Source organism: Streptomyces clavifer, assembly GCF_036345975.1.
GTDB classification, from domain to species: Bacteria; Actinomycetota; Actinomycetes; order Streptomycetales; family Streptomycetaceae; genus Streptomyces; species Streptomyces clavifer.
Genome location: NZ_CP107793.1, coordinates 5,589,493 through 5,610,289 on the forward strand (window position 1 = coordinate 5,589,493; position 20,797 = coordinate 5,610,289).

Genomic DNA, 20,797 nt, shown 5'->3' on the forward strand with positions numbered 1-20,797 from the left:
TCGACGTTGCCGGAGGTGCCCCATGAGCGCAGAGGCCACCAATCCAGGTGCTCCCCTTCGCAAGCGCAGTCGTCCCAGGATCGATCTGCGCAGGCTCGGCCGTGTGGCCCTGCTCGGGCCGGTCTCCCGCGACCGGTTGCCCGATGCCATCGGGCATGTCGCGGAGGCCCATCGCGCGCACTGTCCGGACGCCGATCTCACCATCCTGCGCAGGGCCTACCTCCTCGCCGAGACCTCGCACCGCGGCCAGATGCGCAAGAGCGGCGAGCCGTACATCACGCATCCGCTGGCGGTGACCCTCATCCTCGCCGAGCTCGGCGCGGAGACCACGACCCTGACGGCCTCGCTCCTCCACGACACCGTGGAGGACACCGAGGTGACGCTCGATCAGGTGCGTGAGGAGTTCGGTGACGAGGTCTGCTATCTGGTCGATGGCGTCACCAAGCTGGAGAAGGTCGACTACGGTGCGGCCGCCGAACCCGAGACCTTCCGCAAGATGCTCGTCGCCACCGGGAACGACGTGCGGGTCATGTCGATCAAGCTCGCCGACCGGCTGCACAACATGCGGACCCTCGGTGTCATGCGCCCCGAGAAACAGGCCAGGATCGCCAAGGTCACCCGCGACGTGCTCATCCCGCTCGCCGAACGCCTCGGTGTGCAGGCCCTCAAGACCGAGCTGGAGGACCTCGTCTTCGCGATCCTCCACCCCGCGGAGTACGCGCACACCAGGTCCCTGATCGCCGCTTGGGAGGACGCGCAGCCTCCGCTGACGGAGATCGCCGAAAGCGTGAGATCGACCCTGCGGGAAGCCGGCGTCGCGGCAGAAGTCCTCATCAGGCCACGGCACTTCGTCTCCGTGCACCGGGTCAGGATGAAACGCGGGGAACTGCGCGGCACCGACTTCGGACGGCTGCTGGTGCTGGTCGGCGAGGACGCCGACTGCTACGCGGTCCTGGGCGAACTTCACACCTGTTTCACCCCGGTGATCTCCGAGTTCAAGGACTTCATCGCAGCCCCCAAGTTCAACCTCTACCAGTCGCTGCACACCGCCGTCGTCGGCCCGGAGGGCGCGGTCGCCGAAGTGCTCATCCGTACGCACCGGATGCACAAGGTCGCCGAGGCCGGCGTCGTCGCACTCGGCAACCCCTACACAGCGGACGGCGCCACCGAACCCGTCGACGGCGAACGGGCCGACCCGACCAGGCCCGGCTGGCTCTCGCGCCTGCTGGACTGGCAGGAGTCCGCCACCGACCCCGACACGTTCTGGACCACGCTGCGCGCCGATCTCGCACAGGACCGCGAGATCACGGTCTTCCGCACCGACGGCGGGACGCTCGGGCTGCCCGCGGGTGCCAGCTGCGTCGACGCCGCGTACGCGCAGTACGGACACGAGGCGCACGGAAGCATCGGGGCCCGGGTCAACGGCCGTCTGGCCACGCTCAGCACCGTACTGAACGACGGCGACACCGTGCAGCTGCTGCTCGCCCAGGACGCCTCCTCGGGGCCCTCGCCGGAGTGGCTGGACCATGTGCGCACCCCCGCCGCGAGGATCGCGATCACCGGGTGGCTCGACGCCCATCCCGCCGGCGCCCAGGGGCCGCACGGAAGGGCCGCGGAACCGAGGCCGCAGGCCCAGCCGGCGGACGACGCGGCGACCGGACGCGGCAGGACGGACAGCCGGCCCGCGAGCGTGGCCGTCGACACCCCGGGCGCACCGGTCCGCCTCGCCGGCTGCTGCACGCCCGTCCCGCCCGACGACATCATCGGATGCACCGTGCGCGGCGGGACCGTCACCGTGCACCGTACGGAGTGTCCCGCCGTGGCCCGGATGAAGGCGATCGGCCGGGCGGCCGTCGGGGCCCGGTGGAACGACACCGGCGACTGGACCGACACGGCCGACTACCGGGTCACCCTCGTCGCCGAGTCCTTCGGCCGCCCCCGGCTGCTCGCCGACCTGACCGAGGCCATCGCCACGGCGGACGCCGCCATCGTCGCCGCGACCGTCGAACCGCCCAGCGAACAGCGCGTCCGGCACACGTACACGCTGCAGCTCCCGGACGCGGCAGGGCTGCCCGGACTGATGCGGGCGATGCGCGACGTCCCCGGGGTGTACGACGTGAGCCGGGCCCAGCAGCCCGCCACCACGGTCTGACGGACTGCCCTGCCCGGCCCCTCCTGCCAGGCCCTGGCGACCCCGTTCGGGTGGTGCGGCGCGCGCCACCCCGGCAGGGCGGGTTCCCGCTGGTAGCCGTAGTCCATGCCGCTCACCTCCCGCCGACTGCGCGCCGCTCTCCTGGCCACCGCCTCGGCCACCCTCGTCGCCGCGACCCTGCCCGCGCCCGTGCCGCTGGGTATCGGCGACCGTCTCTTCCCGCTGCTCGGCAACCCCGGGTACGACGTCCTCTCGTACGACATCTCCCTCGCCTACGGGGGCAGCAACACCCAACCGCTCGATGCCGTCACCAGGATCGACGCGCGCACCACCGCGCCCCTGGAACGAATCAACCTCGACTTCGCCCGGGGCACCGTCCGATCCGTCGACGTCAACGGAGTGCGGTCCGATTTCGCCACCGAGGACGAGGACCTCGTCGTCCGGACGCCCGCCCGTCTCCCCGCCGGCGTCCCGGTGCGCATCACCGTCCGGCACACCAGTGATCCCTCCGGGGACCAGGCCGCCGGCGGCTGGGTCCGCACCGCCGACGGACTGGCCATGGCCAACCAGGCCGACGCCGCGCACCGGGTCTTCCCCGGCAACGACCACCCCTCGGACAAGGCCCACTTCACCTTCCGGGTGACCGCGCCGGAGAACCTCACGGTCGTGGCGGGCGGTCTGCCCGCCGGGAAGCACCGGCAGGGCGCCAGGACGACGTGGACCTACCGCACCGAGCACCCGATGGCCACCGAGCTGGCTCAGGTGTCCATCGGCCGCTCGGCCGTCCTGCACCGGACCGGGCCGCGCGGGCTGCCGCTTCGCGACGTGGTGCCCGTGGCCGACCGCAAGAAGCTGGAGCCCTGGCTGCGCAAGACCCCCGCGCAGGTGGCCTGGATGGAGGAGCAGGTCGGCCCGTACCCCTTCGAGACGTACGGGCTGCTGGTCGCGGACACGACGACCGGCTTCGAGCTGGAGACCCAGACGCTCTCGCTGTTCGAGCGTTCCCTGTTCACCGAGCCGGGATATCCCGAGTGGTACATCGACTCGATCATGGTGCACGAGCTCGCCCACCAGTGGTTCGGCAACAGCGTCTCGCCGGCGGTCTGGTCCGACCTGTGGCTCAACGAGGGACACGCCACCTGGTACGAGGCCCGCTACGCCGAGGAGCACGCGCACAAGCCCGTCGAGCGGCGGATGCGTGAGGCGTACACCCGGTCCGACGCCTGGCGCGCCGCCGGCGGTCCGCCGGCGCATCCGGACGTGCCGTCCCCGGATCACAAGATCAGCCTGTTCAGGCCCGTGATGTACGACGGCAGCGCCCTCGTCCTGTACGCGCTGCGCCAGGAGATCGGAGCGGCCGCCTTCGACCGCCTGGAGCGGACCTGGGTGCGCGGGCACCGGGACCGGTCGGCGACCACCGCGGACTTCACGGGGCTGGCGTCGCACATCGCCGGGCGTGACCTGACCGCCTTCTTCGACGGCTGGCTGTACGGGAGGAAGACCCCTCCCATGCCGGGGCACCCGGACTGGCGCAGTGCCGCGCCCCGGAGCGGGACCGCCGGGAAGGGCCCCACCTCCGGCCCCGCACACGAGTGACGCCCGGCCGGCGGGTGACGGGCTCGGGGTAAACCCGAGTGACGGGTCCGGCGAGGACATGCCACTATCAACGCGTCGGAACGGTGGCCGGCCGGTGGATCCCGACCCGGGGAATCATCGGACGGGATCACACGTTGTGACTGGTGAATCCGAATTCCATCGACGTAAGGACCCAATGACCTCCTCTTCTTCCCTTCCCCAGGACGCGCAGGACGCGCAGAGCGCCACGGACCACGCCTCCGAGAGCCTCACCGAAAGCCTTCGGGCCGACGCCCTGATGGAAGAGGACGTCGCCTGGAGCCACGAGATCGACGGAGAGCGGGACGGCGAGCAGCTCGACCGCTCCGAGCGTGCGGCCCTGCGCCGCGTCGCCGGTCTCTCCACGGAGCTCGAGGACGTCACCGAGGTCGAATACCGACAGCTGCGCCTGGAGCGCGTGGTGCTGGTCGGTGTCTGGACCTCGGGGACGGTGCACGACGCGGAGATCTCGCTCGCCGAGCTGGCGGCGCTGGCCGAGACGGCGGGTGCCCAGGTGCTCGACGCCGTGTTCCAGCGGCGCGACAAGCCCGACCCGGCCACCTACCTCGGCTCGGGCAAGGCGCTGGAGCTCCGCGACATCGTGCTCGAGTCCGGCGCCGACACCGTCGTCTGCGACGGTGAGCTGAGCCCCGGCCAGCTGATCCACCTCGAAGACGTCGTCAAGGTGAAGGTGGTCGACAGGACCGCGCTGATCCTCGACATCTTCGCCCAGCACGCCAAGTCCCGTGAGGGCAAGGCGCAGGTGTCGCTGGCACAGATGCAGTACATGCTGCCGCGCCTGCGCGGCTGGGGTCAGTCGCTGTCCCGGCAGATGGGCGGTGGCGGATCCAGCGGTGGCGGCGGTATGGCCACCCGTGGTCCGGGTGAGACCAAGATCGAGACGGACCGGCGCCGGATCCGCGAGAAGATGGCGAAGATGCGCCGGGAGATCGCGGAGATGAAGACGGGCCGCGAGATCAAGCGCCAGGAGCGCAAGCGCAACAAGGTGCCCTCGGTGGCCATCGCCGGATACACCAACGCGGGCAAGTCCTCGCTGCTCAACCGGCTCACCGGCGCCGGCGTCCTGGTGGAGAACACCCTGTTCGCCACCCTGGACCCGACGGTGCGCCGGGCCGAGACGCCGAGCGGCCGGATCTACACCCTGGCCGACACCGTCGGGTTCGTGCGCCACCTTCCGCACCACCTCGTCGAGGCGTTCCGCTCCACCATGGAGGAGGTCGGCGAGTCCGATCTCATCCTGCACGTGGTGGACGGTGCGCACCCGGTGCCCGAGGAACAGCTCGCCGCCGTGCGTGAGGTGATCCGGGAGGTCGGGGCGGTCAACGTCCCCGAGGTCGTCGTGATCAACAAGGCGGACGCGGCGGACCCGCTCGTCCTCCAGCGGCTGCTGCGCACGGAGAAGCACGCGATCGCCGTATCGGCGCGGACCGGTGCGGGCATCGACGAGCTGCTCGCGCTCATCGACGCGGAGCTGCCGCGGCCGTCCGTCGAGATCGAGGCACTCGTGCCCTACATCCAGGGCGGACTCGTCTCCCGGGTGCACGCCGAGGGCGAGGTGATCTCCGAGGAGCACACGGCGGAGGGCACCCTGCTCAAGGCGCGGGTGCACGAGGAGCTCGCGGCGGAGCTCGAGATGTTCGTTCCCGTGGCTCCCTGACGCACCACCGCGCCGCCCCGGGCGGCGCACAGGCGGAAGGCCCGGCCCCCTCGCTGCCGAGGGGGCCGGGCCTTCCGCCTGTCGTGCGCGTGGCGGCGATCGCTGACGCGGGACCCCGGCCGGGAACCGCCGGGCCGAGGTCCCCGGGCGTGGCTACCGTCCCGCGTACTTCTCGCTGACCGCCTCGTAGATGCCCTTGGCTTCCTCGCCGAGGCGGGGACCCGCCAGCCAGCCGGCCGTCACCGGGCCGATCGAGGTGTTCGAGACGAGGGCCGGCTTACCGTCCTGGCCCTTCGCCACCCAGCCACCGCCGGAGGAACCACCCGTCATCGTGCACCCGATGCGGTACATCGTCGGGTCGTTCTCGAAGACCGAGAGACGGCCGGGCCTGTCCGAACACTGGAGTGCCTTCTGGCCGTCGAACGGCGGAGCCGCCGGATAGCCGGTCGCCGTCATGCTGTCCATCTCCGGGACGGCCGGGGCGTTGAAGTCGACGGGGAGCGCCGAACCGACGGTCTCCTCCAGGGACTTGCCCGTCGAGCCCTTCTCCGGAGTGACCTGCAGGACCGCGAAGTCGTACGGGGCGCCCTGGCCGCCGGCAGCGGCGCCCTGGGCGATCCACTGCTCGGACGTCTGCGCCCACTGGCCCCACCACACACCGTACGGAGCGACCTCCTCCTTGGGCGCGTTCTGCAGCTCGGCCACCGACAGGCCCGTGTTGTTGTACGACGGGACGAAGGCGATGTTGCGGTACCAGCCGCCCTTCTTGCCCGCGTGCACGCAGTGCCCGGCGGTCCACACCATGTTGGACTTGCCGGGGTTGGCCGGGTCCTCCACCACGGTCGCGGAACAGACCATCGATCCCTCGGGGCCGTCGAAGAACAGCTTGCCCGACTCCGGTGCGCTGTCGTGGTAGGGCGTCTTGAGACCGGCTGCCTCGACCGGGGCAGGGGTCGGATCCGTCACCCCGTCGTCGCCCGAGATGTCGTTGTCGACGGGGTTCTCCGGAGCCTTGTCGGCATCCCGCATCCGGTCCGGATCCCAGAGGTCCTCGATGACCGGGTTGACGTAGTCCTTGGCCTCACGCAGCCACTTGTCCTTGTCCCAGTTCTTCCACTCGCCGTCCCTCCACTTGTCGAGGTCGATCCCGTGCTCCTTGAGCCGGTCCTTCAGATCGTCCGGGATCGTGACCTTGCCGTCGGCGGCCTGGCTGGTGGCATCGCTCGGCGTGCTGCCCGCCGCGTCCTCCTCAGGCCCGCAGGCGGTGGCAGTGAACGTCAGAACAGCGGCGAGGGCGGCTGCGGCGAACACGGGGGAGGTGCGGCGGGCGCTCCTGCCTCGGTGTGCGGTGTCTATCGGGCGCATGGGTCGCATCTGGTGATCCCCCTGGGACTTCGTCACTGACTTCGGTACTGCACGGCGGACCTGCCCGGTGCGCGCGGCACCGCCCTGCGGAACTGCGGCGCACACCAGGGGCGTCGGAGCCGCGGCCCCGTCCCGGGTGCGGCCCCCACTATGCCGGTGCCGAGGAGGACGGCATGCGGCAGGGCCATGGTTCCGTCCCCGCAAGGATCTACCGGTCTACCCGTGATCCCCCGCGTCCTGCGTCGTTGGTACGTACGGGGACGCCCTCACAGCGTTCACCCGCGCAGTCCGCACCCGGGGCGACGTACCGACGCGCGACGCAACTGTTACAGCAGGAGGACCGACAGCCGTGGCCGTGACCGAACCAGCTCCGGTGGCACTTCCCCCTGCGCACGAGGGGATTCTGCGGCGTCAGGCACTGCGGGAGTCGGCGGCCCGTACCTACGCGCGGTCCCTGCCGATCGTGCCGGTGCGGGCGAGGGGGATGACGATCGAGGGGGCGGACGGGCGGCGCTACCTCGACTGTCTCTCCGGGGCGGGCACCCTGGCCCTCGGCCACAACCACCCCGTGGTGCTCGAAGCCATCAGGAGGGTCATCGACTCCGGCGCACCGCTGCATGTGCTCGACCTCGCCACACCCGTCAAGGACGCCTTCACGACCGAGCTGTTCGCCACGCTGCCGAGTGAGCTCGCGGACAACGGGCGGATCCAGTTCTGCGGACCGGCCGGGACGGACGCGGTCGAGGCGGCGTTCAAGCTGGTGCGCGCCGCGACCGGACGCAGTGAACTCCTCGCGTTCACGGGTGCCTACCACGGGATGACCGCCGGGGCGCTGGCCGCGTCGGGCGGTGCCCCGGACGTGCGCGTGACCAGGCTGCCCTTCCCGCAGGACTACCGCTGCCCGTTCGGGACCGGCGGCGAGCGGGGAGAGCGCATCGCGGCGCGCTGGACCGAATACCTCCTGGACGACCCCAAGGGCGGGGTGCCCGCTCCGGCCGGGATGATCCTGGAGCCCGTCCAGGGAGAGGGCGGGGTGAATCCCGCCCCGGACGGCTGGCTGCGCCGGATGCGGGAGATCACCAGGGACCGTTCCATCCCGCTGATCGCGGACGAGGTGCAGACGGGCGTCGGCCGGACCGGGACGTTCTGGGCGGTCGAGCACAGCGGTGTCGTACCCGACGTGATGGTCCTCTCCAAGGCCATCGGAGGGTCCCTCCCGCTCGCCGTGATCGTCTACCGCTCCGAACTCGACACCTGGCAGCCGGGCGCCCACGCCGGCACCTTCCGGGGCAACCAGCTCGCCATGGCGGCCGGTGCGGCCACCCTCGCGTACGTACGGGAGAACCGGCTCGCCGACCATGCCGCGACGCTCGGCGCGCGGATGCTCGCCCGCCTGCGGGCACTGGGCGCCGACCACCCGAGCGTGGGCGACGTACGGGGCCGCGGTCTGATGATCGGCATCGAGCTCGTCGACCCCGAGGCGGCTCCGACCGGTACGGCCACCGACACCGGGGAGAGCCGCTCCGTCCCGCCGCCCGACCCCGTACTCGCGGCCGCGGTCCAGCAGGAATGCCTGCGCCGCGGCCTGATCGTCGAACTCGGGGGACGCCACGGTGCCGTGGTCCGACTGCTCCCCCCTCTCACCCTCACCGACGAACAGGCGACGGCGGTCGTCGACCGCCTCGCCGACGCGATGCGAGCCGCGGAGCGCTCCCCGCACCGTCGGGCCGCTGCCGGGCCGACCCGCTGATCCCGGACCCCTCACAAGAAAGACCGCCGTGAACCCCACCCCTGCGCCCGAGGCCGACGGCCCTCTCACCAGCCAGCATCGAGGACAGGACCTGCCGGACGGCCCCCTGGCCGTCGAGTCGACGACCGTGCCGCGCCAGAAGGCGGGCCCGTGCGGTGCCCTCCGCGACGCGGCGGGCACCTCGGCCCCCTCTCCGACCGGCACCGCCCCGGCTCCCCGGCACGACGACCGGGATCCGGTCCACGGCCCGGGCCCCCTCGGCCACATGGATCCGCTGGACCACCCCGACCCCCTCCGGGCCGCGGACGCGGCGGGCACCGAGAACCTGCTGCGCTGCTGGGTCCGGGAGAACGACCTGGCCCGGCCGCAGGGAGGCACCCTGCGCATTCCGCTCCCCGCCAGCGCCACGGCTCTCCTCGTCCCGGTCGGTCACTGGTCCGCGACGGGATGGCACCGCTTCGGCACCCCCGCACTGGAGAACGCGCCGGCCGGCGCACCCGGCGTGGACGCCGTCACCGTGGCCGCACTCCTCGGACGGGAGAGCGCCAGGAACGCCGGCCCGGACCTCGTGGCGCGGGTCGCCGACTCGGTACGCCACACCGCCGTCTTCCTCGCGGAGCGGAGGCGCACCCCCGGCGCGTCACCCGAGGCCGACCTCTTCCTCACCGCCGAGCAGTCACTCGTCCTCGGACACCCGCTGCACCCCACACCCAAGAGCCGAGAAGGCCTCTCGGAATCCGAGACGCTCCTCTACTCGCCCGAACTGCGCGGCTCCTTCTCGCTCCACTGGATGGCCGTCGACCGGTCCGTGCTGGCCTCCGAGTCGTCCTGGACGCAGGCGGGCCGCCCGGTCTGCGCGGAGGAACTGCTGGCGCCCCACGCCGACGGGCTGAGCCTTCCCGAGGGCACGGCGCCGCTCCCGCTCCACCCCTGGCAGGCCGCAGAGCTCATGCGCCGCCCGGAAGTCGTCGCGCTCCACGAGAAGGGCCTCCTGCACGATCTCGGCCCGCACGGGGAGCACTGGCACCCCACGTCCTCCGTCCGGACCGTGCACCGGACCGGCGCCGAGATCATGCTGAAGCTCTCCCTGGGCGTACGCATCACCAACTCGCGCCGGGAGAACCTGCGCAAGGAACTCCACCGCGGAGCCGAGGTCCACCGCCTGCTGAGCACCGGACTGGGCGGCCAGTGGCAGAAGGCGCACCCGGGCTTCGACATCGTCCGGGACCCCGCCTGGCTCGCCGTCGACGGTCTGGACGGCAGCCCCGTGCACGGCCTGGACGTCATGCTCCGGCACAATCCGTTCGGCCCGGCCGACGACGCCGTGTGCATCGCCGGACTCACCTCCCCGCGCCCCTGGCCCGGCCGAACCGGTACGCACTCCCGGCTCGCGGAGACCGTGTCGGACCTCGCCGCCCGCACGGGCCGGACGACCGGAGCGGTCAGCGCCGAGTGGTTCCTGCGCTATCTCGACCAGGTGGTCCTGCCCGTCCTCTGGCTCGACGCCCACGCGGGCGTCGCCCTGGAGGCCCACCAGCAGAACACGCTCGTACTCCTCGACCGGGACGGATGGCCCGTCGGCGGCCGGTACCGCGACAACCAGGGCTACTACTTCCGCGAGTCCCGTCGTGCCGCACTCGAGCGCCGCCTCCCCGGCATCGGCGCCGTCAGCGACACCTTCGTGTCCGACGCGGTCACGGACGAACGGCTGGCCTACTACCTCGGCATCAACAACGTCTTCGGGCTCATCGGAGCGTTCGGCGCCCAGCGCCTGGCCGACGAGCGGCTGCTCCTCGCCGCGTTCCGCCGGTTCCTCGAAGGGGCCGTCGCACTGGGGTCCCCGCTGCCGGCGTATCTGCTCGGAACGTCGCAACTGCGCTGCAAGGCGAATCTGCTGACCCGGATGCACGGCCTGGACGAGCTCGTCGGACCGGTCGACACGCAGTCCGTCTACGTCACCATCGCCAACCCCCTGCACAGCTGAGGGGCACGACCGTCCGAACCACGAGAGGAGGGCGTCACGTGCGTCCGGCCGATGCGCACACCGAGTCCGCGACCGGCGCAGCCGCACCGCACGGCACCACGGGTGCCGAGGACACCCTGGAGCTGCGGCTCACCGAGGAACTGCTCGCCCTGCTCGGCGAGGGCCCGTGGTCGGCCGCGCCCCGGCCCGACGCACCCGATCTGGTGGGCGACCCTGGCAGCTGGTGCCCCGTCACCACGGCCGCCGGAGAGTTCCAGCTGGTCGCCGTGGACCTCGAGCGCGACCTCGGAGTGATCAGCCGATGGATGAACGACCCGGCCGTCGCCGCCTTCTGGGAGCTCGCCGGACCGGAGTCGGTCGCCGCCGGGCACCTTCGCCGGCAGCTCGAAGGCGACGGCCGCAGTGTTCCCTGCCTCGGAGTGCTCGGCGGCAGGCCCATGAGCTACTGGGAGATCTACCGCGCGGATCTCGATCCGCTGGCCCGCCACTACCCGGCCCGGCCCCACGACACCGGCGTCCACCTCCTCATCGGAGGTGTGGGCAACAGGGGCCGGGGCATCGGCACCCTACTGCTCAGAGCCGTCTCCGAGCTCGTACTGGACAACCGTCCGTCCTGCGCACGCGTGGTCGCGGAGCCGGACCTGCGCAACACCCCCTCCGTCTCGGCGTTCCTGAGCGCCGGCTTCCGCTTCGCCGCAGAGGTGGACCTCCCCGACAAGCGGGCCGCACTGATGGTCCGCGACCGAGCCCACCGTGCCCAGCTGTGAACAACTCGCCGCACCACGCCCACCGCTCGAGCCCCATCGGTCCCACCCGGAGGAGTCCCCGTGCCGACATACCCTGCGTGCCAGAAACCGGCGGAGCCCCACCTGCCGCTCGACCTGACCGAGCTGAACCCGGCGGTCTGGGACCGGGCGGCGGTGCGGATGCTCGCGAAGATGCTCGGTGAGTTCGCCTACGAGGAAGTCGTCGCCCCCGTCCCGCAGGCGGGCGGTCACGAGGGGGCGACGGGCGGCTACGCACTGCCGCTCGACGACGGCGCCACGCTGCACTTCCGTGCCCGGAGGGGCGTCTACGGAAGCTGGCGCGTCGCCCCCGATTCGATCCGCGAACTCCCCGCGGGGACGTCCGCGGCGGGAAGCGCCGGGACGGCCGGTGAGAGGCCGCCGGGGACGGCCGTGGGGACGCCTCCGGAACCGGCTCCGGGCGGCGGTGGCCACGGCACACCGTTCCGCGATCCGCTGAGGTTCCTCGCCCGCGCCCGCCGCCTCCTCGGGCTCGACGGCGCCACCCTCGGCCACCTGGTGCGCGAGCTCACCACCACGCTCGCCGCCGACGCCCGGCTCGACCACACCGCGCTCCGTGCGGCACAGCTCGCCGATCTCCCGTACGCCGAGCTCGAAGGGCACCAGACGGGCCACCCCTGGCTCGTCGCGAACAAGGGACGTCTCGGGTTCTCCGCCGCCGATGCCGCCCGCTTCACCCCGGAGGCGCGCTCGGCCACCAGGCTCCCCTGGGTCGCGGTCCGCAAGGACATAGCGAACTACCGGGGCGTGGCCAGGCTCGCCACCCCCGAGCAGCTCTACGCCGAGGAGCTCGACCCACCGGTCCGGGCCTCGTTCGCCGGCGCCCTGCGCGCCCGCGGTCTCGATCCCGACGGCTACCTGTTCCTTCCGGTGCATCCGTGGCAGTGGGACGAATGGATCGTCCCCCTGTTCGCCCCGGCCATCGCCGACGGTGCCATCGTGCCGCTGCGCACCGACGACGACCTCCGGCTGCCGCAGCAGTCCATCCGCACGTTCACCAACATGGGCCGGCCGGACCGGCACACGGTCAAGCTGCCGCTGTCGATCCTCAACACCCTCGTCTGGCGCGGTCTCCCGACCGCCCGCACACTCGCCGCCCCCGCGGTCACCGCCTGGGTCCAGGGACTGCGGGACAACGACCCCTTCCTGCGGGACACCTGCCGCGTCATCCTGCTCGGAGAGGTGGCCTCCGTGGCGGTCGAGCATCCGCTCTACGACCATCTCCCCGAGACGCCTTACCAGTTCAAGGAAATCCTCGGGGCGATCTGGCGGGAACCCCTGCAGCCGCGGCTCGCACCCGGGGAGCGGGCCCGCACGCTGGCGTCGCTGCTGCACACGGACCCCGAGGGCCGGGCCTTCACCGCCGAGCTGGTCGCCCGCTCGGGCCTGACCCCGGGCGTGTGGCTGACCCGGCTCTTCGCGGCGCTCCTGCCACCGCTCCTGCACTTCCTGTACCGCTACGGCACCGTCTTCTCCCCGCACGGCGAGAACGCCATCGTCGTCTTCGACGAGAGGGACGTGCCGGTCCGGCTCGCGATCAAGGACTTCGTCGACGACGTGAACGTGAGCGCCCGGCCGCTGCCCGAGCACGAGGGGATGCCGGCGGACGTCCGCGGCATCCTGCTCACGGAGGATCCGTCGTTCCTCACCCAGTTCATCCACTCCGGACTTCTCGTGGGCGTGTTCCGCTACCTGTCCCCGATCTGCGAGGACCAGCTCGACGTCCCGGAGGGTGAATTCTGGTCACTCGTGCGTGACGAGATCCTGCGCCACCACGCGCGCTTCCCAGAGCTCAAGGAACGGTTCGAGGTCTTCGACATGCTGACGCCCACGATCGAGCGGCTCTGCCTCAACCGCAACCGTCTGCATCTGGACGGCTACCGTGACCGGCCGGAGCGCCCGCACGCCGCCGTCCACGGCAGGGTCCCCAACCCGCTGCACCCCTCCGCGTGAGTCCGGGAGTGACCGCTGTTGTCAGTGACGCGCCGTAGGGTGGTCGGGCTATGACGAAGCCATCTCTCCCCGAGCTCCTCCACGCCGCCGTGACCGCCGTCGGCGGTTCGGAACGGCCCGGCCAGGCGGCCATGGCCGAGGCCGTGGCCGCGGCCGTCGACGACAACGCCCACCTGCTCGTCCAGGCCGGTACCGGCACGGGCAAGTCCCTCGGCTACCTGGTGCCCGCTCTGGCCCACGGGGAGCGCGTCGTGGTCGCCACGGCGACCCTCGCCCTGCAGCGCCAGCTGGTGGAGCGGGACCTTCCGCGTACGGTCGAGGCCCTGCAACCGCTGCTGCGCCGGCGCCCCCAGTTCGCGATGCTCAAGGGCAGGTCGAACTACCTCTGCCTGCACCGGCTCCACGAAGGGGTCCCGCAGGACGAGGAGGAAGGGCTCTTCGACCAGTTCGAGGCGGCGGCCCCGTCGAGCAAGCTGGGCCAGGACCTGCTGCGCATGCGGGACTGGTCGGACGACACGGAGAACGGCGACCGGGACGACCTCACCCCTGGTGTTTCGGACCGGGCCTGGGCACAGATCTCGGTCTCCTCCCGTGAGTGCCTGGGCGCGACCAAGTGCGCGTACGGGGCCGAGTGCTTCGCGGAGGCGGCCCGCGAGCGGGCCAAGCTCGCTGATGTCGTCGTCACGAACCACGCCCTGCTGGCCATCGACGCGATCGAGGGTGCCCCGGTGCTCCCGCAGCACGAGGTGCTGATCGTCGACGAGGCCCACGAGCTGGTCTCGCGGGTCACGGGGGTGGCCACCGGCGAGCTCACCCCGGGCCAGGTGAACCGTGCGGTGCGCCGCGCGGCGAAGCTGGTGAACGAGAAGGCGGCCGATGCCCTCCAGACCGCCTCGGAGGGGTTCGAGCGGGTCATGGAGCTGGCCCTTCCGGGGCGCCTCGAAGAGGTCCCGGAGGATCTCGGCTACGCGCTGATGGCGCTGCGGGACGCCGCTCGTACGGTGATCTCCGCGCTGGGCTCCACCCGGGACAAGTCCGTCCAGGACGAGGACGCCGTCCGGAAGCAGGCCATGGCGTCGGTCGAGTCCATCCACAGTGTGGCGGAGCGCATCACGCTGGGCTCCGAGTACGACGTCGTCTGGTACGAGCGCCACGACCGTTTCGGCGCGTCCGTGCGCGTCGCCCCGCTCTCCGTGTCGGGGCTGCTCCGCGAGAAGCTCTTCGCTGACCGTTCGGTGGTCCTGACCTCGGCCACCCTCAAACTGGGCGGGGACTTCAACGGGGTGGGGGCGTCGCTGGGACTCGCGCCCGAGGGCACGGCGGGCGACGACATCCCGCAGTGGAAGGGGCTGGACGTCGGCTCCCCGTTCGACTACCCGAAGCAGGGCATCCTCTATGTCGCCCGGCACCTGGCCACGCCCGGCCGGGAGGGATCGCGCACCGACATGCTGGACGAGCTCGCCGAGCTGGTCGACGCGGCGGGGGGACGCACCTTGGGGCTCTTCTCCTCCATGCGGGCGGCCCAGGCCGCCGCGGAGGAGCTGCGCGGCCGGCAGGACAGGACCATCCTGCTGCAGGGCGAGGAGACGCTCGGGGAGCTGATCAAGAATTTCGCCGCAGACCCCGAGACCTGCCTGTTCGGGACGCTGTCCCTCTGGCAGGGCGTGGACGTCCCCGGCCCGAGCTGCCAGCTCGTGGTCATGGACCGGATCCCCTTCCCGAGGCCGGACGACCCGCTGATGAGCGCGCGGCAGAAGGCGGTCGAGGAGGCGGGCGGCAACGGCTTCATGGCGGTCGCGGCGACCCATGCCGCGCTGCTCATGGCGCAGGGCGCAGGCCGGCTCGTGCGTGCCACCGGTGACAAGGGTGTGGTCGCCGTACTCGACCCCCGGCTGGCCAACGCCCGGTACGGGAGCTACCTGCGGGCTTCGCTGCCCGACTTCTGGTACACGACGGACCGGAACCAGGCGCGCCGCTCGCTCGCGGCCATCGACGCGGCAGCCAGGGCGGCCGAGTAGCCGGCGGCGAGGTGCGGGGCAGCCTCGCCGGCACGCGCGCAGGTGGGCGGTGACCGGAGTCCTGCGCCCGGCCGGCGCCCCGTGCCTGCCGGAGCTGCTCGGCCGATGTGCGCGGCAGGGCCCCGGGATCGGCGCAGTGACCCCGGGGCCCGGTTCGAACCGGCGGACGTCAGACCCGCCGCAGCACTGCCACGACCTTGCCCAGGATGGTCGCCTCGTCGCCGGGAATCGGCTGGTACGCGGAGTTGTGCGGAAGCAGCCAGACGTGGCCGTCCTCGCGCTTGAACCGCTTCACCGTGGCTTCGCCGTCCAGCATGGCAGCCACGATGTCGCCGTTCTCCGCGACGGGCTGGCGCCGGACGGTGACCCAGTCGCCGTCCATGATCGCTGCCTCGATCATCGAGTCACCGACGACCTTCAGGACGAAGAGCTCGCCGTCACCGACCAGCTGGCGGGGGAGCGGGAAGACGTCCTCGACCGACTCCTCGGCGAGGATCGGGCCACCCGCGGCGATCCTGCCGACCAGCGGTACGTACGACGCGGCCGGCTTCCCCGTGGTGTCGGTCGTCTGGGTGCTGGGCTGGTCCGAACCGCGCACCTCGTACGCGCGGGGACGGTGCGGGTCGCGGCGCAGGAAGCCCTTGCGCTCCAGCGCCATCAGCTGGTGGGCGACGGACGAGGTGCTGGACAGCCCCACGGCCTGACCGATCTCCCGCATCGACGGGGGATAGCCCCGGCGCTGCACGGAGTCCCGGATGACCTCGATCACGCGCCGCTGCCGGTCCGTGAGCCCCGAGCTGTCCGCGCGGATTCCTGGAGGTCGGCCGGGCAAGGAGCGCGCAGGTCGCGCGGGCTCCTGGCCCTGCGTGTCCGAGACTGAGTCATTCATGGCATGCACCGGCTCAAGTCGGCTCTGGGAGCGGTGGTCCTGGGCGGTGATGGTGGCACTGTCTGCGGTGGTGGTCACGTCGGCCCCTCTCGAATGGTCTCCCTAGTTAGGCAACGGTAGTAGCTTTCGAAAGGTTGCGCCAAACACACGTTCGAGTGAAAAACAAATAAAGGACTGTCGCAGGTTGCCCACGAGGTGTATGAGCGGGGTATTCGGCGGCGGTTGGGCCGACACCCGATCCGGCGGCGGTCGTCCTCGCGGGACCGCCCCGCGATCCGTGACGGATCCAGGTCTCAACGGCGATCCGTAAAGGATCCAGGTCTCACGCTAACGTCCACCGGTCGTCCACCGGCGTGCGGGGGTGCGTCCGCGCCGTGGGTGCCGGGCCGCTCGCGGCGCTGCCGGGAGGGGGCCCTCGGAGCCCTCGCGGCAGTCTGCCACCCATGGGTCCGTGGATCTGGACGCCGCGTGTTTCCCGTACCCTCGTGCCGGGCCGCACGCCGTCTCCGAGCCGTCCGGGAGGCGCGACACGCGCTAGGGCGGAAGTGGACTAAAACCCTAGATCTAGTGGTTGGATTGTCGCAGCCGCCCAGAAGTAGTGGTCCCCGGTCTCCGGGGCTGAGCTCATCGCCTATGCTGGGGACTGCCTCGGAGGGTCTGTTCCGGACCTGCGCAGGCTATTCAGTCGCGCCGTGAAGAAGGGTTGGGAGACCATGCACTGCCCCTTCTGCAGGCACCCCGACAGCAGGGTCGTCGACAGTCGCACCACGGACGACGGGACGTCGATCCGGCGCCGTCGCCAGTGCCCCGACTGCTCCCGTCGCTTCACGACGGTGGAGACCTGCTCGCTGATGGTGGTCAAGCGCAGCGGCGTGACCGAGCCCTTCAGCAGGACCAAGGTCATCTCGGGTGTGCGCAAGGCGTGCCAGGGGCGGCCCGTGACGGAGGACGCACTCGCGAAGCTGGGGCAGCGGGTCGAGGAGGCGGTGCGGGCCACGGGCAGCGCGGAGCTGACCACGCACGACGTCGGCCTCGCCATCCTCGGCCCCCTGCAGGAGCTCGACCTCGTCGCGTACCTGCGCTTCGCGTCGGTGTACCGGGCGTTCAACTCGCTCGAGGACTTCGAGGCCGCCATCGCGGAACTCCGCGAGCAACGGCCTCCCGGCGGCGGTGGGAGCGGCGAGACCCTGGAGGTCCCCGCCCCCGCCGCTGTCGCCGCTGACTGATTCACCGGCCTGCCCGCGGGAGCGGCAAGGGTCGGGAACGGGCGGCAACAAGACCTGTTCCGTGGCGCCGTAACGGCGTCGGGAGCATCAGACACAGACTGTGCCCTGGGAAGATCTGGGCACTTCAGGGCGTTTTTGCCCACATATGGGAGGCGGCATGACAGAGACGGCGAGCGGCCCGGCACGAGGTTCCCGTACCAAGGGAGCCAAGTCGACTGCGACCAAGCAGGGCCTGCGCATCGAGCGCATCCACACCTCTCCCGGCGTGCATCCGTACGACGAGGTCGTGTGGGAGCGCCGTGACGTCGTCATGACCAATTGGCGCGACGGCTCGATCAACTTCGAGCAGCGTGGCGTCGAGTTCCCCGACTTCTGGTCGGTGAACGCGGTCAACATCGTCACCAGCAAGTACTTCCGCGGCGCTGTCGGTACGCCGCAGCGCGAGACGGGTCTGCGTCAGCTGATCGACCGGATCGTGAAGACGTACCGGAAGGCCGGCGAGGACTACGACTACTTCGCCTCGCCCGCCGACGCCGAGATCTTCGAGCACGAGCTGGCGTACGCCCTCCTGCACCAGATCTTCAGCTTCAACTCGCCGGTCTGGTTCAACGTAGGCACTCCTCAGCCGCAGCAGGTCTCGGCCTGCTTCATCCTGGCCGTCGACGACTCGATGGAGTCGATCCTCGACTGGTACAAGGAAGAGGGGATGATCTTCAAGGGCGGCTCCGGTGCCGGCCTGAACCTGTCCCGCATCCGTTCCTCCAAGGAACTGCTCTCCTCCGGTGGTAACGCCTCCGGCCCGGTCTCCTTCATGCGGGGCGCCGACGCGTCCGCCGGCACGATCAAGTCCGGTGGTGCGACCCGCCGCGCGGCCAAGATGGTCATCCTCGACGTCGACCACCCCGACATCGAGAACTTCATCGAGACCAAGGTGAAGGAGGAGGAGAAGATCCGCGCCCTGCGTGACGCGGGCTTCGACATGGACCTGGGCGGCGACGACATCACGTCCGTCCAGTACCAGAACGCCAACAACTCGGTCCGCGTGAACGACGAGTTCATGAAGGCCGTCGAGTCCGGCGGGAAGTTCGGCCTGCGTGCCCGGATGACCGGTGACGTCATCGAAGAGGTCGAGGCCAAGTCCCTCTTCCGCAAGATGGCCGAGGCGGCCTGGGCCTGCGCAGACCCGGGCATCCAGTACGACGACACGATCAACCAGTGGCACACCTGCCCGGAGTCCGGCCGGATCAACGGCTCGAACCCCTGCAGCGAGTACATGCACCTGGACAACACCTCGTGCAACCTCGCCTCGCTGAACCTCATGAAGTTCCTCAAGGACGACGGCGAGGGACACCAGTCCTTCGAGGTCGAGCGCTTCGCCAAGGTCGTCGAGCTGGTCATCACCGCGATGGACATCTCGATCTGCTTCGCGGACTTCCCGACGCAGAAGATCGGCGACAACACCCGCGCCTACCGTCAGCTGGGCATCGGCTACGCCAACCTGGGCGCCCTCCTGATGGCGACCGGCCACGCGTACGACAGCGACGGCGGCCGTGCGCTCGCCGGCGCCATCACGTCGCTGATGACCGGTACCTCCTACCGGCGCTCCGCCGAGCTCGCCGCGGTCGTCGGCGCCTACGACGGTTACGCCCGCAACGCAGAGCCGCACCAGCGCGTCATGAAGCAGCACTCCGACGCCAACGGCAAGGCCGTCCACGTGGACGACCTGGACTCGCCGATCTGGGCCGCCGCCACGGAGGCCTGGCAGGACGTGATCCGCCTCGGCGCGAAGAACGGCTTCCGCAACGCGCAGGCCTCGGTCATCGCCCCCACCGGCACCATCGGTCTCGCGATGTCCTGCGACACCACCGGCCTGGAGCCCGACCTCGCCCTGGTCAAGTTCAAGAAGCTGGTCGGCGGCGGCTCGATGCAGATCGTCAACGGCACGGTGCCCCAGGCACTGCGCCGGCTCGGCTACCAGCCGGAGCAGATCGAGGCGGTCGTCGCCCACATCGCCGACAACGGCAATGTGATCGACGCCCCCGGACTGAAGCCCGAGCACTACGAGGTCTTCGACTGCGCGATGGGCGAGCGTTCCATCTCCGCGATGGGTCACGTCCGCATGATGGCGGCCATCCAGCCGTGGATCTCGGGCGCCCTCTCCAAGACGGTCAACCTGCCGGAGACGGCGACCGTCGAGGACGTCGAGGAGGTCTACTTCGAGGCGTGGAAGCTGGGCGTCAAGGCGCTCGCGATCTACCGCGACAACTGCAAGGTCGGCCAGCCCCTCTCCGCCAAGACCAAGGAGAAGGAGAAGGTGGCGGTCACCGCCAAGGCCGAGGACACCATTCGTACGGCCGTCGAGAAGGTCGTCGAGTACCGTCCGGTCCGGAAGCGTCTGCCCAAGGGCCGCCCGGGGATCACCACCTCCTTCACGGTGGGTGGCGCCGAGGGCTACATGACCGCCAATTCCTACCCGGACGACGGTCTCGGTGAGGTCTTCCTGAAGATGTCCAAGCAGGGTTCGACCCTCGCGGGCATGATGGACGCCTTCTCGATCGCGGTCTCGGTCGGTCTGCAGTACGGCGTGCCGCTGGAGACCTACGTCTCCAAGTTCACCAACATGCGGTTCGAGCCGGCCGGAATGACGGACGACCCGGACGTGCGGATGGCGCAGTCGATCGTCGACTACATCTTCCGCCGCCTGGCGCTCGACTTCCTGCCGTTCGAGACCCGTTCGGCGCTCGGCATCCACTCCGCCGAGGAGCGTCAGCGCCACCTCGACACCGGTTCGTACGAGCCCCCCTTCGGGGACGACGAGCTCGACGTCGAGGGCCTGGCGCAGTCCGCCCCCGTACAGGTGGAGCCGCTGAAGGCGGTTGCCTCTCCCACGGAGAGCGCTGCCGAGAAGCCCGCTCCCAGGACGGCGCACACCTCGGCCGAGCTGGTCGAGATGCAGCTCGGGATCAGTGCGGACGCCCCGCTCTGCTTCTCCTGCGGTACGAAGATGCAGCGTGCCGGATCCTGCTACATCTGCGAGGGCTGCGGCTCGACCAGCGGTTGCAGCTGACAGCGGACTGAGGTGAAGGGGAGGGGCACCGGCCACGGCCGGCGCCCCTCCCCTTCGCATGTCAGGCCTCGGGCATGCCGGGGGACGCCGTCCCCTCCTGGTCCGGGGCGACCGGGCGGAGGGGCGGTACGCGTCGATCAGTGAGTGGCGCACGAAGGAGGCGGGGGCGCCGGTGCCGCCGAGCGGCACGTCTCCGCCGGTCCGGACCGTGGACGCCCACCGCGGTGCGAGGTCGGTGGGCGCCGGGTCGCGGGCGCGAGGGCGTCCGCGGGGACGACGCCGCACCCCACACGGA

Annotated in this window: 12 protein-coding genes; 10 read left to right on the forward strand and 2 right to left on the reverse strand. The window is 71.0% G+C overall.

Annotated features, from left to right (window positions below; all coding sequences use genetic code 11):
• The first annotated feature begins 22 nt into the window (after window positions 1–22).
• From OG927_RS24585 to hflX, 3 genes are all read left to right on the forward strand, one after another.
• Window positions 23–2,152, forward strand: a complete 2,130-nt coding sequence (locus OG927_RS24585) for a RelA/SpoT family protein (RefSeq protein ID WP_319099281.1) — start codon at window positions 23–25, stop codon at window positions 2,150–2,152.
• 105 nt (window positions 2,153–2,257) lie between these two features.
• Window positions 2,258–3,748: a M1 family metallopeptidase gene (locus OG927_RS24590; protein WP_330320777.1), complete on the forward strand. Its 1,491-nt coding sequence runs from the start codon at window positions 2,258–2,260 to the stop codon at window positions 3,746–3,748.
• Between the two features lie 175 nt (window positions 3,749–3,923).
• Window positions 3,924–5,444: a GTPase HflX gene (gene hflX / locus OG927_RS24595; protein WP_056790843.1), complete on the forward strand. Its 1,521-nt coding sequence runs from the start codon at window positions 3,924–3,926 to the stop codon at window positions 5,442–5,444.
• A gap of 153 nt (window positions 5,445–5,597) precedes the next feature.
• On the opposite strand, the gene OG927_RS24600 is transcribed toward hflX, so the two are convergent.
• On the reverse strand, window positions 5,598–6,818 hold the full coding sequence (locus OG927_RS24600) for a trypsin-like serine peptidase (protein ID WP_371612926.1): 1,221 nt from the start codon (window positions 6,816–6,818) through the stop codon (window positions 5,598–5,600).
• Window positions 6,819–7,158: 340 nt separating this feature from the next.
• Here OG927_RS24600 and OG927_RS24605 point away from each other — a divergent pair, with 340 nt between their 5' ends.
• From OG927_RS24605 to OG927_RS24625, 5 genes are read left to right on the forward strand one after another with little or no spacing between them, the layout of a single operon-like run.
• Window positions 7,159–8,559: a diaminobutyrate--2-oxoglutarate transaminase family protein gene (locus OG927_RS24605; RefSeq protein ID WP_330320778.1), complete on the forward strand. Its 1,401-nt coding sequence runs from the start codon at window positions 7,159–7,161 to the stop codon at window positions 8,557–8,559.
• Window positions 8,560–8,587: 28 nt separating this feature from the next.
• A complete protein-coding gene (locus OG927_RS24610; protein WP_330320779.1) occupies window positions 8,588–10,543 on the forward strand; it encodes an IucA/IucC family protein in 1,956 nt (651 codons plus the stop codon).
• 38 nt (window positions 10,544–10,581) lie between these two features.
• A complete protein-coding gene (locus OG927_RS24615) occupies window positions 10,582–11,310 on the forward strand; it encodes a GNAT family N-acetyltransferase (RefSeq protein ID WP_056790831.1) in 729 nt (242 codons plus the stop codon).
• A gap of 60 nt (window positions 11,311–11,370) precedes the next feature.
• A complete protein-coding gene (locus OG927_RS24620; protein WP_330320780.1) occupies window positions 11,371–13,302 on the forward strand; it encodes an IucA/IucC family protein in 1,932 nt (643 codons plus the stop codon).
• Between the two features lie 50 nt (window positions 13,303–13,352).
• Window positions 13,353–15,320, forward strand: coding sequence for an ATP-dependent DNA helicase (locus OG927_RS24625; RefSeq protein ID WP_330320781.1), 1,968 nt, complete (start codon window positions 13,353–13,355; stop codon window positions 15,318–15,320).
• A 169-nt stretch (window positions 15,321–15,489) separates the two neighbouring features.
• Here OG927_RS24625 and lexA read toward each other — a convergent pair whose 3' ends face one another.
• Window positions 15,490–16,287, reverse strand: a complete 798-nt coding sequence (lexA, locus tag OG927_RS24630; protein ID WP_056790821.1) for a transcriptional repressor LexA — start codon at window positions 16,285–16,287, stop codon at window positions 15,490–15,492.
• Between the two features lie 635 nt (window positions 16,288–16,922).
• Between lexA and nrdR the strand changes: the two genes are divergently transcribed.
• The gene (nrdR, locus tag OG927_RS24635; RefSeq protein ID WP_056790956.1) at window positions 16,923–17,435 is read left to right on the forward strand and encodes a transcriptional regulator NrdR; all 513 of its coding nucleotides are present in this window, start codon (window positions 16,923–16,925) and stop codon (window positions 17,433–17,435) included.
• A 157-nt stretch (window positions 17,436–17,592) separates the two neighbouring features.
• The gene (locus tag OG927_RS24640; RefSeq protein ID WP_124281013.1) at window positions 17,593–20,502 is read left to right on the forward strand and encodes a vitamin B12-dependent ribonucleotide reductase; all 2,910 of its coding nucleotides are present in this window, start codon (window positions 17,593–17,595) and stop codon (window positions 20,500–20,502) included.
• The last annotated feature ends 295 nt before the right edge of the window (window positions 20,503–20,797 follow it).

What these genes read in the sequence shown, in the direction of transcription:
- OG927_RS24585 (WP_319099281.1), top strand. Translation starts at nt 23, where the DNA reads ATGAGCGCAGAGGCCACCAATCCAGGTGCTCCCCTTCGCAAGCGCAGT.
- OG927_RS24590 (WP_330320777.1), top strand. Translation starts at nt 2,258, where the DNA reads ATGCCGCTCACCTCCCGCCGACTGCGCGCCGCTCTCCTGGCCACCGCC.
- hflX (WP_056790843.1), top strand. Translation starts at nt 3,924, where the DNA reads ATGACCTCCTCTTCTTCCCTTCCCCAGGACGCGCAGGACGCGCAGAGC.
- OG927_RS24600 (WP_371612926.1), bottom strand. Translation starts at nt 6,818, where the DNA reads ATGCGACCCATGCGCCCGATAGACACCGCACACCGAGGCAGGAGCGCC.
- OG927_RS24625 (WP_330320781.1), top strand. Translation starts at nt 13,353, where the DNA reads ATGACGAAGCCATCTCTCCCCGAGCTCCTCCACGCCGCCGTGACCGCC.
- nrdR (WP_056790956.1), top strand. Translation starts at nt 16,923, where the DNA reads ATGCACTGCCCCTTCTGCAGGCACCCCGACAGCAGGGTCGTCGACAGT.
- OG927_RS24640 (WP_124281013.1), top strand. Translation starts at nt 17,593, where the DNA reads ATGACAGAGACGGCGAGCGGCCCGGCACGAGGTTCCCGTACCAAGGGA.